At 48.0% G+C, this 15,249-nt stretch carries 12 protein-coding genes; 6 read left to right on the top strand and 6 right to left on the bottom strand.

Features of this window, described 5'->3' with window-relative positions; all coding sequences use genetic code 11:
- Window positions 1-174: 174 nt before the first annotated feature.
- Together WH45_RS00885 and WH45_RS00880 are read left to right on the top strand one after the other, a co-directional pair.
- A complete protein-coding gene (locus WH45_RS00885) occupies window positions 175-735 on the top strand; it encodes a hypothetical protein (RefSeq protein WP_152663454.1) in 561 nt (186 codons plus the stop codon).
- Window positions 736-775: 40 nt separating this feature from the next.
- A complete protein-coding gene (locus WH45_RS00880) occupies window positions 776-1,033 on the top strand; it encodes a hypothetical protein (protein ID WP_046212509.1) in 258 nt (85 codons plus the stop codon).
- Window positions 1,034-1,293: 260 nt separating this feature from the next.
- On the opposite strand, the gene WH45_RS00875 is transcribed toward WH45_RS00880, so the two are convergent.
- The 5 genes from WH45_RS00875 to WH45_RS23325 form a co-directional block, all read right to left on the bottom strand.
- Window positions 1,294-2,124: an energy-coupling factor transporter transmembrane component T family protein gene (locus WH45_RS00875; protein WP_046212508.1), complete on the bottom strand. Its 831-nt coding sequence runs from the start codon at window positions 2,122-2,124 to the stop codon at window positions 1,294-1,296.
- Complete coding sequence (locus WH45_RS00870; RefSeq protein WP_046212507.1) at window positions 2,121-3,827, bottom strand: ABC transporter ATP-binding protein; 1,707 nt, start codon at window positions 3,825-3,827, stop codon at window positions 2,121-2,123. Before WH45_RS00870 ends, WH45_RS00875 begins: the two co-directional genes overlap by 4 nt.
- A gap of 83 nt (window positions 3,828-3,910) precedes the next feature.
- Window positions 3,911-4,471, bottom strand: a complete 561-nt coding sequence (locus WH45_RS00865) for an ECF-type riboflavin transporter substrate-binding protein (RefSeq protein ID WP_046212506.1) — start codon at window positions 4,469-4,471, stop codon at window positions 3,911-3,913.
- 243 nt (window positions 4,472-4,714) lie between these two features.
- Window positions 4,715-6,124, bottom strand: a complete 1,410-nt coding sequence (locus WH45_RS00860) for a hypothetical protein (protein ID WP_152663453.1) — start codon at window positions 6,122-6,124, stop codon at window positions 4,715-4,717.
- Between the two features lie 177 nt (window positions 6,125-6,301).
- Entirely contained in the window at window positions 6,302-7,390 is a 1,089-nt protein-coding gene (locus tag WH45_RS23325; RefSeq protein ID WP_152663452.1) for an FG-GAP repeat protein, read from the bottom strand.
- Window positions 7,391-7,641: 251 nt separating this feature from the next.
- On the opposite strand from WH45_RS23325, the gene WH45_RS00850 reads away from it, so the two are divergent.
- The 4 genes from WH45_RS00850 to WH45_RS00835 all read left to right on the top strand — a co-directional run bounded on the left by WH45_RS00850 (window position 7,642) and on the right by WH45_RS00835 (window position 14,099).
- Window positions 7,642-8,169 carry an RNA polymerase sigma factor gene (locus WH45_RS00850; RefSeq protein WP_046212504.1) on the top strand — a complete coding sequence of 176 codons (528 nt, stop codon included), beginning with the start codon at window positions 7,642-7,644 and terminating at the stop codon, window positions 8,167-8,169.
- Window positions 8,156-9,853, top strand: coding sequence for a DUF4179 domain-containing protein (locus tag WH45_RS00845; protein WP_046212503.1), 1,698 nt, complete (start codon window positions 8,156-8,158; stop codon window positions 9,851-9,853). Before WH45_RS00850 ends, WH45_RS00845 begins: the two co-directional genes overlap by 14 nt.
- Window positions 9,854-10,254: 401 nt before the next feature.
- Window positions 10,255-13,011 carry a DUF4084 domain-containing protein gene (locus WH45_RS00840; RefSeq protein WP_046212502.1) on the top strand — a complete coding sequence of 919 codons (2,757 nt, stop codon included), beginning with the start codon at window positions 10,255-10,257 and terminating at the stop codon, window positions 13,009-13,011.
- Window positions 13,012-13,103: 92 nt separating this feature from the next.
- Window positions 13,104-14,099, top strand: coding sequence for a catalase family peroxidase (locus WH45_RS00835; RefSeq protein ID WP_046212501.1), 996 nt, complete (start codon window positions 13,104-13,106; stop codon window positions 14,097-14,099).
- A gap of 141 nt (window positions 14,100-14,240) precedes the next feature.
- On the opposite strand, the gene WH45_RS00830 is transcribed toward WH45_RS00835, so the two are convergent.
- Complete coding sequence (locus tag WH45_RS00830) at window positions 14,241-15,092, bottom strand: DUF6612 family protein (protein ID WP_046212500.1); 852 nt, start codon at window positions 15,090-15,092, stop codon at window positions 14,241-14,243.
- Window positions 15,093-15,249 lie beyond the last annotated feature (157 nt).

The raw sequence follows: 15,249 nt of genomic DNA, 5'->3' as shown, positions 1-15,249 counted from the left end.
CCGGGACTAATGAATGAAAATGGGTAAATTTCTAAATTTTATTGCATCCATTTATTGGATTATGTTAGTTTGATGACAGTACCGGTACTAAAAAAGAATAGCTACAAGTAATCTACCTTGTCTTTTAGGTTCGTAGTTTTCAAAATAAAAATCAGTAAGAAAAGGAGACTTATAATGCTCATTGAAAAAAGAAAATACATCAAGCAATTTATACTTTTTCTTTCTTTATGCACATTTATGGCGACAAGCTTTTCAGGTTCCGCTATTGCAGCAACAGAAGTTAATGATAATGAACGTGCAAAATTTCATAGTACCTCTCAGGAATCCATTGAAGATGTATTACAGGATATTAGCAATATCCCTGATGAAATATTGAATACTAACGACGCAGATACGATTAACAACTACTTAATAAATTCAGGCAGTCCGATCCGTGTAACTAATTCTGAACAGACCCCAGTTTTGCCTGACAATTCAGGCTCCATTAGCACAAATGGTGCTTGGGATTGTGGACTCTCTATTGCAGGCGTTTTGGTAACAACAGCAGTACCTGTAACTAAAATTGTAAAGATTGCAAAATTGGTAAAAGCTCTTGGTGGATCTGCAGAAGCTGCAAAGATTATATGGGGGGCTTCATTCACTAGTGAAAAATGGGCAGCCTTAGGCGGAGTAGCTAAAGATCTGGTAGCAGAATTAGCAGGTATTACTGCTGTCAAAAAAGCATGTGGATTATAAATAAACACACCAATCTATCTTTAAGTAAGGAGGAAGAGAAATGGACAATACGACAATTGTAAGTTTATTTTTATTGATTGCTCTTGTCTTCTCGGTTATGACAAACTTCCTTAACTCCAGGAAGATGAGTACTATGGAAAAAAATCTTTATGAAGCTTATAAGGATAATTCAGAGCTAAAGACATATATCCAGCAAGATTTAAAACAGGAATCAAAAATTGATTCCATCAAAAAGGTGCGCGGCAGATATGGTCTTTCGATTGAACATGCTCAAAAGATTGTAGATATGTATAAATAATTGCTGTATCTATTATCAAGCAATGGCCCTTCTCTAATTTTATGAGGAGGGTCATTTAGCTTTATTCGATTAACAGATGCACCTTGGGAAAGATAGACCTAAGATCTCATAGCCCGTTATCTGAACCTGGACAGTCCTTACTGGTCGGATACATCATTTCTGTTACACACTTTGCCTAAATATATAAAAAGCCAGCCATTATACATCACGGCTGGCTTTTTATATATTTTACTCATTTGGTATATTTCTCTACAACCATTTCACTCAAAAATATTATAAAATCTCGATCCATCCGCAAATGTCACCGCAAAGCTCACTACAGCGACCAGGATCACCAGCGTCAGTGCCACATAATCCCCTGTTTGAAAAGGACGGCTCTTGTACCAGGTCCGTTTGTTTTTGCGTCCGAATCCGCGCAGTTCCATCGCGGTGCTAATCTTCTCGATCCGCTCTACACTTGTCAGGATAAGCGGCATCAGGATGGAGATTACATTTTTCAGCCGTTTGCCAATTTTCTCTTTGCGCGAGATGTCGATGCCGCGTGCCTGGGCGGAGAAGGCAATATTCTGAAAATCCTGCTGCACATCCGGGATATACCGCAGTGCAATCGCGACCGAGTAGGCGATCTTGTAGCTGACGCCGATCCGGTTCAGCGACGAAGCGAATTCGCTCGGGTCCGTCACCAGCAGGAACAGCAGCGCAATCGGGATCACGACCGCATACTTGAGCGCCACATTGAACTGGTAAAACAGCTGCTCCCAGGTCAGCGTATACCGCCCGGCAATATGCACAATATCATGCTGCGATCCATACAGTTCCACTCCGTACAGCGGAGAGAACAGGAAGATCGCCACCTGGTTGAGCAGAAAGAAGACCAATATCAGATACAGGACAAACGAATACTGCTGAAACGGCACCCGGGCCATCCCGAAAATGACCAGACCGAGTACCAGCATGACCAGCAGACAGCGGGTATCGTAAATAATCATCGCCGTCAGTGCCCATACCATAAAGAAGACCAGCTTGGTCACACCGGTCAGCCGATGAACCGGCGTGTTGAGATTGGTGTAGGATAACATAGGTGTACTCATGACTGCCGCATCCCCCTGTCATACGCGATAAACCGGCTGACCAGCTCGGACGGTTCGCCCACCCCGGAGCGCACCGCCAGCTCATGCAGCGAAGTCGTCTTGAGATGCGCTGCCGCTACGATCGCTTCATCACTCAGTACGCGTGCAGGCACATCATCCGCAATCTTTTTCCCTTCGGACAGCACAATCGTACGCTGACCGTATTCCATCATCAGGTACATATCATGGGTAATCATGATGATCGTGATCCCCTGTGCATTCAGCTCCATCAGGAACTCCATCATTTCATTGTAGTGGCGGTAGTCCTGTCCGGCGGTCGGTTCATCGAGAATCAGAATCTCCGGACGCAGCACGAGGATCGACGCGATGGTGACGCGCTTTTTCTGACCATAGCTGAGTGCGGACACCGGCCAGCTGCGAAACGGATACAGTCCGCATACCTGCAGCACATCATGCACCCGCTGCTGGATCTCTTCTTCCGGTACGCCGCGTGTTCGCAGTCCCAGTGCCACTTCGTCATAGATCAGCGGCTTGGACAGCATATGATTCGGATTCTGCATCACAAAGCCGATTTGGTCCGCCCGTTCCTTGATCGTATCCCCGGCCAGATCACGCCCGCCGAGCAGAATCTGCCCGGAGGTCGGACGGTAGAATCCGCAGATCAGCTTGGAAATGGTCGACTTGCCGGCACCGTTGCGTCCGGCGATACAGACCATCTCGCCGCGGCGGACTGTGAGAGACACATCGTGCAGTACCGGATTGCTTTTGCTGTAGCCAAAGGATACATGCTGCAGCTCCAATATTGGCTCTGCTGCAGATACAGCCGTATCGCCCTGCTGCCCATGGTACCAGTCATTCAGTACAGGAATGCAATCATCCAGCCGGATCGTGTCGATGTGCTGGGGCTGCATATCCGGTGTAATGATGCAGCCGGCATAGCGGAGCGCATTCAGATACAACGGCTCCCGGATACCCGTCTCGCGCAGCATTCCGGAGCAGAGCAGCTCGGCAGGCGTCATATCCGCTGCGATCTGCCCGTCATTTACGACGATGATCCGGTCCACATGACGATGCAGCATATCTTCCAGTCGGTGCTCAATAATGACCACCGTGCGGCCGGTCTCCCGGTGAATCCGGTCGATCAGATCGACGGTCATGCGGCCGGTGTACGGGTCCAGACTCGCCAGCGGCTCGTCGAACAGCAGCACATCCGCTTCGCTCACCAGTACGCCGGCGAGCGTCGTTTTCTGCTTTTGCCCTCCGGAGAGAGATTGCGGCGAAGCTTCCAGAAATGTGGCGAATTTCACCGTCTCCGCCGCTCCGGTCACGCGCCGGATCATCTCGGCCTGTGGTACCCGGTCATTCTCCAGCTTGAAGGCGATATCCTCGGCGACCGTCAGCCCGACGAACTGCCCGTCCGGGTCCTGCAGCACCGTACCGACCCGGTCCGACAACTCAGCGATACTGAGCTCGCGCGACTCCTGTCCCCCGATCTGCAGCGATCCGCTCATCTCCCCCTGGTAAAAGAACGGAATCAACCCGTTCATGCAGTGGGACAATGTACTCTTACCCGAACCGGATGGGCCCACGATGAGCACTTTCTCCCCTGCATAGATGGTCAGGTTAATATGATGAAGTGTAGGCTCGGATTGCGCCCTGTATTGAAAGCTGAAGTCCTGAAACTGTATTACAGGTTTTCTCATGCTTGCCCTTCCTTCCTGTCCCTGTTCAATAGAAAAAGCCGGTGAGACTCACCGGCCTGAACTTGTGTAATTCGTATATGCGATTAGGCTTCGCGTGAAAGACTGCCGCGCTTGGTGCGGGTCTTGGAATAAGCGATTGCCAGCAGTGTGCCAAGAATGGCTACTGTAATAATATTGGAGATTGCAGCTACAATTCCCTGAGTAAATACCTTATTCGCTGGCTCTGAATAAATCAGAATGTCCAATACAGGAGCAACTACGATCCATGCGATAATATTGGCTAAGATCTGGGCGATATTAAAACGCAGAATTCCACCTTTACCGAATTCTCCATCATGAATGGCAATACGTCTTGTCATCAGACCAATCAGGAGACCTACAACAGCGGATGCGATAACCCAGCTGAACCAGGGCTGTCCGTAGAAAATAGCATCCTTGAGCGTATGTCCGATCAGTCCGATTAACAGACCCGCTACTGGTCCGTATAACAACGCAAACAAAGCCAGCAGCGCATAAGTCGTCTCAATATTTGTATTGGGTATGCCTGTTGGAATAGAGCCAAAACGTCCCAAAATAATAAACAACGCAGAACCGATCCCGATGGCCACGATCGTTTTTACGGATAGTCCGTTTGTTTTTGCCATCTTCTAACCCCACTTTCAATTGTAAAATAACATAATGACTGAATAATATGTACGTTCTGTACGATTATACAATCGAATGTTAGGAAATACTATAGTTTTGTAAGGGAAATCAGGCTGATTTAGCTATTTTTTCGTTATTTTCACTTTGGTATTTAGCTGAAGGAAGTTTGTAATTACATTAATTGGAGGATCATCCGTTATCCAGAAATTGATTCGTTCCACTGCTTTTCCTAACGTCTTCTTTTATGGAAAAAGGGTGAGCGTCAAATCTGTTCCCTGTTCATTAAGTGCTGCTTCAAGACTACCTCCGTCATCACTGGTAATGACGAGACTGTTAGTAGGTCCTTCCTTCAAAAGCTGATTTGCCGAATACTGTTGATTATAAAAGACCGCTTCATTGTCTGTTATATCCATAACCCATTCACTGTAAGAAGGTAAATGGGAATGCAGATCCTGCTTTTTCCATTCTCCGGAATCCAGCTGCCATAAAGCCGCAAATGCAGGCTCCGGCGAATACAATGATACGTAGCCACCCAGAAGAAGAGAGGTTGTTGTACCAGCATTTTGCACAATCCCTTCTCTGAGCCGCTCTGCTCCGCCATCGATCAGCAGCTGTGCATGCAGCTGTTGATGGTTGTCACTCCACTGCACATATACATATTCGGTTTCCAGCTCTCCGTTTATTTCCGCAGGCGCATGATAGCTTATCAGTCGTATATTCTGTACATTGCTGTCTGTCGTTGAAGGAATGGTCAGGGTAAGATGGGCTGCCAGTAGAGGATCCAGCTTGTCCTCGCTCCGAATCGTACCATCAGCATTTTGCAGCCAATCCAGAAACAAAGACAAGAATTCTTCCAGTGCCGCAGCTCTGGTGTCCTGATCATTCTGGGAGTCATCAATTATCTTCAGCTTTTGCTTCAGATCGGATACCGTTGTAACTTCTACAGCCGGTCTGGCTGTAGACATGGTCTGTCCTGACCGTGTGACTTCGCTCTTATCGGTATGTATATTCGGGTTTGCCGGCTGTGTACACTGCTGCCACACACTCGCCTGGGTTCGCCACTGTACCGGAATATCGCATAGCTGGATTTCATACTCTGCATGATCGCCAAGTGCGTGAATAACAGGAATACTGAGACCAAGCTTGTCTTCGTGAATATATAAGGAGAGAGCGGCTTCTTGCTGCTCCCGGGCATTGGCGGAATCGGAATCAGTGAGCATATGTGTCAGCTCCTCTCGATCTACGATTTCCTTCAGCGCTGGCTGTTCTGCCTGAAGTGCCTTGATATTTTGGGCCAGCAGCCAGTCTGTCAGTGAATCGTCTGCATGCAGTATGTCCGATGGGCCCATCGTTGCTGCTTTATTCATATCCACATTGGCTGTATAAAATAAGTTGTTCGGGTAGGCATCCTGATTTCTGGTCAGGATACCCTGATATTGTATGCTGAGAAAACCCGTTTTCGCCCGGCTGCTGAATGTGTAATCCACATCCATATGGACGGTGCGGATATCATCGCTAGTGTATTGAAGAATAGAAAGGGCTTGTTCCTTGAGCAGAGTATTCAGCTGCTGCTCTTTGTTTGTATCTGCCATCTGCTGGATTTGGGGATAGTGAATCGTAATATCCCCCTGATGATACGTGTGACGGGACATTTGATATGCCTCGGCTTGTGCATGGACAGCTGTTTTTGTATGTTCGATATTGTTGGGCTGTTTATTTTCGGTTTCGCTGGCTATAGAGCTGCAGCCGGTAATACAGCTTATGATTAATAGAGAGATTGTTAATTTTCGATACATGAATTGACCTGACCATTTCTGCATATGCATTATTTAGTGTACTTTTATATGCTGTTGACCGGCATATTGGATGATTTCATTCAGATTATGATTATATCCACGACGGTTCATTTCCTGATCCAGCCATGGAACAAAGGTAAACGTCCCGTCCTGTCTTTGAAAATAAACACTGGCAATCGGCAAAATATCCGTACTCGCATTCTTGTCTTTATAACTTGCAAGAATAATAATATCCTGACTGCCATCTCCATTGATATCGCCAAAGCTCACTGCCCGGATGCGGTCCAGCCTCCCGAATAGATTCCCATAGAAATCCTCCAGTCTGTACTTTACACGCTTTTCCTGTTTATCTGTAATAAAGAAGGCTGCCTGTTCTTTGCCTTCTACCGTATATTGGGCAGACACAAATCTGGAATCCTGCCAGCCAGACATCGACAGATCAAAAGACTGATTGGCAACAAGCGTATAATCATTCCTGTCGCTCCACGGCTCTCCTGCCCTCCGAATATCCCGCTCCTCCGGATCAACCAGAGAGTCACCTATATAATCAATAAAAATATTGCTTACCTTTTCCCGCTGTTCATCCAGGCCAACGCTCATATATAGCTGTCTCCATGAATAGACTTGGCGAGCATTATTATAGTTGGTGGGTTTTCCGTACAACTCGTACAATCGATCCACCGAATCACCCAATTTAAGTCCTCGTTTTGTCCGAATATCCGGAGACTCTATACTAACGGCTGCAAGCTGCTCTTTTTCTGTATTCATATTTGTTCTTACGATCAGACGGATCCTGGGCTGTTGATAATCAGGATACGACAGATTCCATCTTCGATAGTCGTCCTCGCTGCTTATATAGCCGTTATTGTTATCCTCATAGCCTTCTCCATACCCCAAATGCGCAATAATCGTTTGAATATTGGTTTCTTTATGAATGGCTTCCTGCTTGTATGTAATATCGAAATCGTTTTGCTGTAGTTTGGGCAGATTTTTTACCTGCTCAGTTGGTATCTTTTGTATTTTTAATGGTGCTACTTCTTTGATTTCAGATAGAGCACACGATGTTAAGAATATGGATACGATAAAAGAAAGTAAAATCAAACCTCTTTTTTGTCTGGACAATATATATCCTCTTTTCTCGGTCAAGTAATTACTATATACAATGGTTTCTGGCTGCTTTCTTTCATAAGTATGTATTGCTGAAAATGCTTATTACAATCCTGTTTATACCTATTACTTCCTTTTATATTATAAATTGCATTACTGATATGTCATTAGTCACTTCGATCTTCTATTAAAATTTCTACAAAATGAACCTTATTCTTATCCCGTTTGTTATACATATAAATTCACCAAATCAAGGAGGACCTACAGTGACGAACAAGGAGCTGTTTGAGACCTATAACAGGGACGTATATCGTACCTGCTACTATCTGGTTCATCATGCTTCCGATGCGGAAGATCTGTGTCAGGATGTATTTATTACTATTTTCCGCAGCGACTGGCAGCAGATTCAGCAGCTGCGTGCCTGGATCATCCAGGTGGCTGTGAATCGGTGTCTAAATCATCTTCGGCGCAAGCAAAGCCTGCGAAACAAGCTGCTGTCTTATCCCCATTTCTGGGCTCGTCTGGCTCCGGATACACCAGATATGCTGGCTGTCCGTCGGGAGTCTTCCGCCGAATGGGCTGTTCATTTTAGCCGATTACCCATCAAAATCAGAACCGTGATTTCTCTGCGTTATGTGCATGATCTGAGTCTGAATGAAATTGCCGGCATTCTGGAGATTCCAGTTGGTACAGTCAAGTCCAGACAGCATAAAGGCCTGCGACTGCTACGGCATATACTACAGCAGCAAGAACAGCAGGGCAGCATGAAAGGAGGACACTATGAAACCTATTGAAGACGTACTGAAGCAGCAAGTTGCAAAAGAAGAACTGACCTATCCTGATTTTGATCATATGTGGACCCGTATGGAAGCGAACCAACCGCCTGCCGCAGGCTCCCGACCTGTACAGGATATATCCCTTCCTTCTTTGCCAAAAGAAAAAGCACCTTGGGAAAAGGCGTTATTCATCGCTTCCCTTAGTCTTCTTGTTGCAGCTGTTCCTGTATATGCAGCCATACAGATAGATTGGAGCCGCGTACTTCATTACCGCAGCGGCATACAGTCTGCATTGACACAACAGCTGGGACAGCCTGTAGAGCAATCGGTTACGCAGAGTGGCGTAACTATGACGATCCATACCGCTATTGTAGATGACAACCGTACGGTCTTTTTATACAGTCTTGATCCCGGCAGAAAAACAGCACAGCATTTTGGTTTTTTACAAATGAAGTTAACAGATGCCCAGGGCAAGGATATTCCGGGGCTTACTATGCAGCAGCAGTGGGATGAGGCCAGCCAACGTTTTACCGGTTATCTGGAAACCGGATGGACACCGCCTTCCAACACGTTATCTGTGCATCTTTCGCTGGAGAATCTACAGTTTCTTCAATCCGACAAGCAGACGCTCGATCTGGATTCGCAGACGGAGCAGCTCCAGCGCTTTGATATTCAGCAGAATGGCCTTGATCAAATGGAAGTGCAGATTATTCCGCAGGGACAAGAACAGACGCTTGTTCGTTCCGCTCTTTCTTTTACAAATGAAGAAGCCAGAGCATGGAGTTATCCGCAACTTCACCTCTACACAGCCGAAGGCACACCGGTGCAGCCTTCCCACAGCGGAACCTATGGAGTACCCGATGAGCAGGGACGTTATACGGCTCAGGATTATTATCTGCCTGACGATCTGGAACAAACGGGGCTGTTATACCAGCTTGAATATACCAAGGAAGTACAGCGTTTTGCAGACCACTGGGATTTTGATATCGCATTGGATAAAAGGCAGATGGGGAGCAGTACGATCCAGCAGCCGCTATCTATCCCATTGGGATCAGACAATACCGATATTCAGCTGACTCATATAGTTATCTCTCCTACGCAGATTCGTATTCGGCTCAGCGAATCCAATCCGGATTCTGTACTTCCTTTTACCAAATACGATTTGCTGGCAGATGGTAAAGCTCTGCCTGGATACGCAGAGATATCACCGGATACCCATAGGCATGCTTCCGGAACATTCACTTTAATTTTTGAACGTCCGCAGGGAATCAACATTAACAATGATACAGCGCTGATCCTGAGAGCCCAGCACCAGATTATTGCCCATCATGGCGATCATCTATCAGTGAACCTGCCCGATATTACGGAACAGCGGAAATCCCTGCAGACTAGAATCAACGGCTTTGCAGTTAACTGGACCTATTATCGGCAGGATGGACACTTATATATTCAGACAGAGAGTAATGATGTTCATTTTGGTGGAATCAGTCAGACTTCCATCTTCCATAATGGTGAGCAAATGTTCGGCCAGCCGCTAACGGTTAACGCCCTGGGGGATGGTAACAACAAGAACATCGAAGTATACAGACATTTTACCGGTTCCAGTGCGAAAGTTAATATTCTCTTTTATACGGAAGAGAATCCAGAACAGATAACAGAAGCAGCTATTCCCTTGGCAGCCTCTGCTTTCAGACAACCGTAATTTATTTGCCCGGAAATCACAGTATTGTGAATTTTATAGTTCTCAGCTTATTTCTTTGTCAGCTTCTTGATCCATACTCTGCGGGTTTATATGCAGATACGGATCAAGAAGCTTTTTATTTTCATCCATTTTCAAACCTAATTTTCCATTTACATCCATTAGGCATTTATCAAATGATCTTCTTCCTTATATTTCCTCTCAAATCCCATGATATGTCGATATTTACCGTAATTTTTTTCCCAAAATTCTCATTTATGTATTTCTTTTATGTTTCAAATCCTTTAATATTAACTACCTAAGCTATTTACCTTTAGACCTATATTTATTACTAATTTTTCTAGGTACAAAATTCTATATATTGGGTAATATAGACTAAAATATTGCAAATTAGAGGGATTATAATGCACAAATGGCCGCGGTATAAACCTATTTTGACCTTTTTATTTATTGTGAGCTTCACACTTATTTACTACTTTTGGATTACTTACTGGAACGAGAATGAATCGATCCAGACCTGGGGCGGTAATATTTTATCTACCAGTGGAAGTCTACTCGCTGCATTCTGGCTGACTTCTGCTTGGAAAAAAAGAAACAACGATCAGCGTCTCTTCTGGCTGCTGGCGGCACTGGGCTGCTACAGCTACTTTGTCGCGGAAGTGATCTGGCTGTTTTATGAGAATATTCTGGGAGTTGAAGTCCCTTTTCCCGGCCCCTCTGATATCTTTTACATTCTGCAAGTGACCTTCTATATGTCTGCCTTTATCTATAAGTTAACCCGTGAGAAAAGAGGCTATCCGGTCATCCGGCTGCTGCTGGATATTTCCATCGTTATGACCGTCATCTCGACGTTCAGCTGGGAATTCCTGATTGGGCCGATTATCTCGACTATGGGATCTGATCCATTATCTCCTTCCATTATGCTGTCCATTGGTTATGCGCTGGGTGATCTGGCGCTATTGTTCGGTGCGATGAGCATCTATTTTGATATCCGGTACACCATGTCCAACATTGTTATCCTTACCCTGTTTACGGGTCTGCTCTCCCAGGTCATTGGAGATTCCATCTTCCTGTACATGATCGTTGATGAGACATACTCTTCGGGCAGCTGGTCGGACCCTCTGTTCATTCTTGGGCTCCTGCTGGTCGGATTCGCCGGCTTCCTCCACAAAAATGAAATACGTACACCCCGGCTTCGAACCACCAAGTGTATGCTGCAGCAGCTGTCTACACCCGATGTGTTCCGCCTGATGCTGCCTTATATCGGTCTGGCCGGATTGTTCGCCTTTATGGTGTTCTTTCCGCAGGGAAGCTCGGCGATAACGATCGGAGCCAGTATTGCGATTCTGCTCGTGGTTGCACGGCAGCTGATGATTATTCTGGAGAATCAGCGGCTCGTACGCAGCCTGTACGAGAAAACCCAGCAGCTGGAGATCAGCGAGCAGCGGTACCGTTCGATTTTTGAATATCATCCGGATGCCGTGTTCTCGTTCGGTCTGGATGGTACGATCGACAGTGTCAATGTGTCCGGTGCCCAGCTGCTTGGCGCCAGCGTCGAGGAACTGATCGGTGAGAACTGCTGTGATCTGGTGACCGAGAATTACGCCGAAGCGGTCGAGCAGCATCTGCTCTTGGTCGCCCAGGGAATTCCGCAGCAGTACGATCTGTCAATTCGCAATCTCAAAGGGGAATACTACCATATCCGTATGACCAATATTCCGATTGTCGTGATGGATGAACTGGTGGGTATCTACGGATTGGCCAAGGATATTACCGAGAACAAGATGAACGAGGAGAAAATCAAATACCTCGCCTACCATGATCCACTAACCGGGCTGTCCAACCGTTTGGCCTTTGAAGAGACGCTGAGTCAGTCCGTAGTGGACGCCCAGATGAATAACCATATGTTTGCCGTGATGTTCATTGATCTGGATCGGTTCAAAAATATTAACGATACGCTCGGTCATGATATCGGTGACCAGCTGCTGCGTTCGGTCGCCGAGCGTCTGCAGCACTGCGTCAGACAGCAGGATGTGATTGCACGTCAGGGTGGTGATGAATTCACCTTGATCATCCGCAAGATTACGAGCAGTGAAGAAGCGGCCAGCGTAGCGAACCGCATTCTGGAGAGTCTGAGCCAGCCGCATTATATCAAAGGGCACGAGATCATCGCAACACCAAGCATCGGGATTGCCCTTTATCCGCATGACGATTTGACACCGGTCACCCTGATGAAAAAGGCAGATATCGCCATGTATCAGGTCAAAGCCAATGGCAAAAGTCACTACCGGTTCTACCGGGATACGGATCGCATGTATTCCAAGCAGCTGCTGATGGAAAAGGAACTCAGCCAGGCGCTGTATCACAATGAGCTGTTCCTGCATTACCAGCCGCAGATTGATGCAAGACAGGGCAAAGTCATCGGTGTCGAAGCGCTGGTACGCTGGGAGCATCCGGAGATTGGACTCATTATGCCGGGGGATTTCATTCCGATTGCGGAGAAGACCGGGCTGATTGTGCCGATCGGGGAATGGGTGCTGCGGGAAGCCTGCAAGCAGGCCAAAAAGTGGCAGGATGAAGGCCGTTATATCACCATCGGGGTCAATCTGTCGCCGGAGCAGTTCCGCCAGGACAATATCGTCGAGCGAATCGCCCATATTCTCGCCGAGACTCAGGCCGATCCGCGCTATCTGGAGCTGGAGCTGACCGAATCGACCGCGATGACGAATATTCATAATGTGATCCAAAAGCTGCATGAACTGCGGCAGCTGGGGCTCTCGCTATCCATTGATGATTTTGGTACCGGCTATTCTTCCCTTTCCTATCTGGAGAATCTGCCGATTAACAAACTCAAGATCGCCCGTGAATTCACCAGCAAAATCGGCAGCAGCCAGGCCAATCAGATGATTATCAGCACCATCGTCAATCTGGCCCGCAATCTGAATATGGATGTGATCGCCGAAGGGGTAGAGAGCGAGCATCAGGTGGATATGCTCAAGGAGATTCACTGTAATGAAATGCAGGGCTATCTGTTCAGCAAGCCGGTCTCTTCCGAGGATCTGGAGCAGCTGCTGCTCTCCTATCCATCCTCCTCTTCCTCTGCCAGCAATCGCCGTTCGAACCGGATTTCCTCTCCCCGTTCACCCGAAGGAGACCGTTAAATCGGCAGGTGTGCAATCAATACGCGTTGACAGCTGTTGCAACGGGTAAATGTAGGTGAATCCCAATCTTTCGAATAGATGAGGTGATCCTGATGCATAACTCCCATTCTTCCTCCGATGCCGCCGGGCCATACCGCTCTACCGGCGAAGATCCGAGGGATCTGGATGTACAGGCTGTTGATGAAATCGAGAAATTGACCGGACGCCATCCCGGTTACCGGCGTGCCCATGCCAAAGGAACGTGTTACCATGCTGCTTTCCAGCCGAGCGGCGAAGCGGCTGCCTGGACGACTGCACCCCATTTGCAGGGGCCACAGGTCGAAGCACTGGTCCGTTTTTCCGAGAGTTCGACCGATCCGGCACTGGCCGATCTGCTGTCTCCGGCCAAAGGCATGGCTGTACAGTTTCGCCTGCCGGAAGGCAAGGTGAGCAATCTGGTTGCCGTAACCGTACCTGTTTTCTTTGCCCGTACACCGGAATCCTTTATGGATATGTTAAAAGCCGTCAACAAAGCCCGTGCCGGCAATCTGGGGATCAAGGAGATTATCCACCAGATCACCGGACATTTCGGTGAAGCCCGCGAGAGCCTGCTGTCTGTGCAGCGGCTGCGCCCACCGACCAGCTATGTGACCAATCTGTATTATTGTATCCACGCCTATCTGCTCGTCAACGAAGCAGGACAACGACAGCCCGTCAAATTTGAATGGCTGCCGGAGGCTGGTGTACATATGCTGTCCATCAAGGATACGACCTCCCAGCCGCCGGATTATCTGGAACGTGAACTAAATGAGCGTCTGCAGCAGCAGACAGCCGCCTTCCGGCTGAACATTATTATTGGCGAGGAAGGCGATCCCACAGACGACCCGACGACCGCCTGGCCCAAAAAGCGCCAGCGGATCGATGCCGGACGATTGGTGCTGACCGCTCCTGTTGCGGAACCGGAAGGCCTTGTTATGGACCCTACCGTCCTGCCGCCGCAGGGCATGGAGCTGTCCGATGATCCGATCCTGAATTTCCGGCGGGCTGCCTACGCAGAGTCATGGAAACGGCGGAGTGGTGAAGCCGCTTCCGGCGTGGACACGGAATAAAGCAGGATATACTGTTCTCCCTATCATCCAAAACCATCCAAAAAAGCTGCTGACTGTATGTCAGCAGCTTTTCTTGATTTATCGTGAATCCTTCGTATTCTTCGTCTATTAACAGCTAAGCCTTGTCGCCTGCCTACACGGTTATATCGCCGCTGCCTTTACTTCCTCAGGCACCGTAATCGCTGTGATTCGGTCATAATCGGAATATACCGCAGTAATCTTCATATCGGTGATCCGGCTCTTTGTCTCATCATCGGACAGCGGGCTGGCCAGCCGGATCGTCGCTTCGCTGGCGGTCGGCAGCTTGCTCTCGGCATCCAGCGTATAGCTAATTGTCATCTCTTCCACCGTAGACAGCTTTATGCTGCGCTGCATGCCCGGTGTGTACGAACTCGCTTGATTCAGCAGCATCTGGGTCAGCTGCCGCCTGGCGGTCTCGTCTTTTACCGAGCCGGTCAGTATGTAGCTGCTGCCCTGCCCGGTTACGGTCATGTCATTCACCGCCGCCTGGATCTGTTGGAGCTGTGCAGCAATATTGGTGAATTCCCTGAGATTGGCCTGAGTCTCGTACAGCTCCTTGTCGTCCCGGTACCATTGCTCACTTCGTGCAGAATAAATGGCCTCGCTGGTAATATACTTTTGGAGCTGATTGGAATCATTCATGGCTCCTGCCAGCTCCAGTTCAATCTTCTGATAGGCAGCCGGAGGCTCCATGGTAATCTGGCTGGTAATCGTATAGCGGGAATCCGGCGAATCGATAGTCTCCCCGCTGTGCGTCTCCTGCTGCTCGGTCTGCAGCGCATAACTCTTTACGCCGCTTCCGGCTTTGGCAGCCTGATCCAGCAGTTCTTTTGCCGCAGGCAGATCGGCCTGCGACTGCTGAGCCTGAGCCGAAGCTCCGCCAGCCGCCACTTCCGCATTGTTGTTGCTTCCACAAGCCGTCAGACCCGCAGACAAAGTCAGTACAAGCAGTACCGCTGCACCTTTCTTCATTCCGTTATTCCTCCTGTCCTGGTAAGACCATTCTCGGACACTCTGTAAAAGAGCACCCGCGTCCATTTTAGCGGACATTCCAGGCAATGAGGGGATTTTGGCGAAGAATTAACACCGTTTTTACATTATTTACAAATTCCGCTATTGCACACGCAGC

The sequence above is a fragment of the Paenibacillus wulumuqiensis genome (assembly GCF_000971965.1).
Classification (GTDB): Bacteria; Bacillota; Bacilli; order Paenibacillales; family Paenibacillaceae; genus Saccharibacillus; species Saccharibacillus wulumuqiensis.
The sequence above is the reverse complement of the archived record's forward strand: the minus strand, read 5'-3'. Positions and strand labels throughout refer to the sequence as shown.

Excerpts from the sequence above, each read along its gene's own strand:
- WH45_RS00865 (WP_046212506.1), bottom strand. The coding sequence starts at position 4,471 with ATGGCAAAAACAAACGGACTATCCGTAAAAACGATCGTGGCCATCGGG.
- WH45_RS00885 (WP_152663454.1), top strand. The coding sequence starts at position 175 with ATGCTCATTGAAAAAAGAAAATACATCAAGCAATTTATACTTTTTCTT.
- WH45_RS00875 (WP_046212508.1), bottom strand. The coding sequence starts at position 2,124 with ATGAGTACACCTATGTTATCCTACACCAATCTCAACACGCCGGTTCAT.
- WH45_RS00840 (WP_046212502.1), top strand. The coding sequence starts at position 10,255 with ATGCACAAATGGCCGCGGTATAAACCTATTTTGACCTTTTTATTTATT.
- WH45_RS00880 (WP_046212509.1), top strand. The coding sequence starts at position 776 with ATGGACAATACGACAATTGTAAGTTTATTTTTATTGATTGCTCTTGTC.
- WH45_RS00845 (WP_046212503.1), top strand. The coding sequence starts at position 8,156 with ATGAAACCTATTGAAGACGTACTGAAGCAGCAAGTTGCAAAAGAAGAA.
- WH45_RS00870 (WP_046212507.1), bottom strand. The coding sequence starts at position 3,827 with ATGAGAAAACCTGTAATACAGTTTCAGGACTTCAGCTTTCAATACAGG.
- WH45_RS00860 (WP_152663453.1), bottom strand. The coding sequence starts at position 6,124 with ATGTCCCGTCACACGTATCATCAGGGGGATATTACGATTCACTATCCC.
- WH45_RS00830 (WP_046212500.1), bottom strand. The coding sequence starts at position 15,092 with ATGAAGAAAGGTGCAGCGGTACTGCTTGTACTGACTTTGTCTGCGGGT.
- WH45_RS00835 (WP_046212501.1), top strand. The coding sequence starts at position 13,104 with ATGCATAACTCCCATTCTTCCTCCGATGCCGCCGGGCCATACCGCTCT.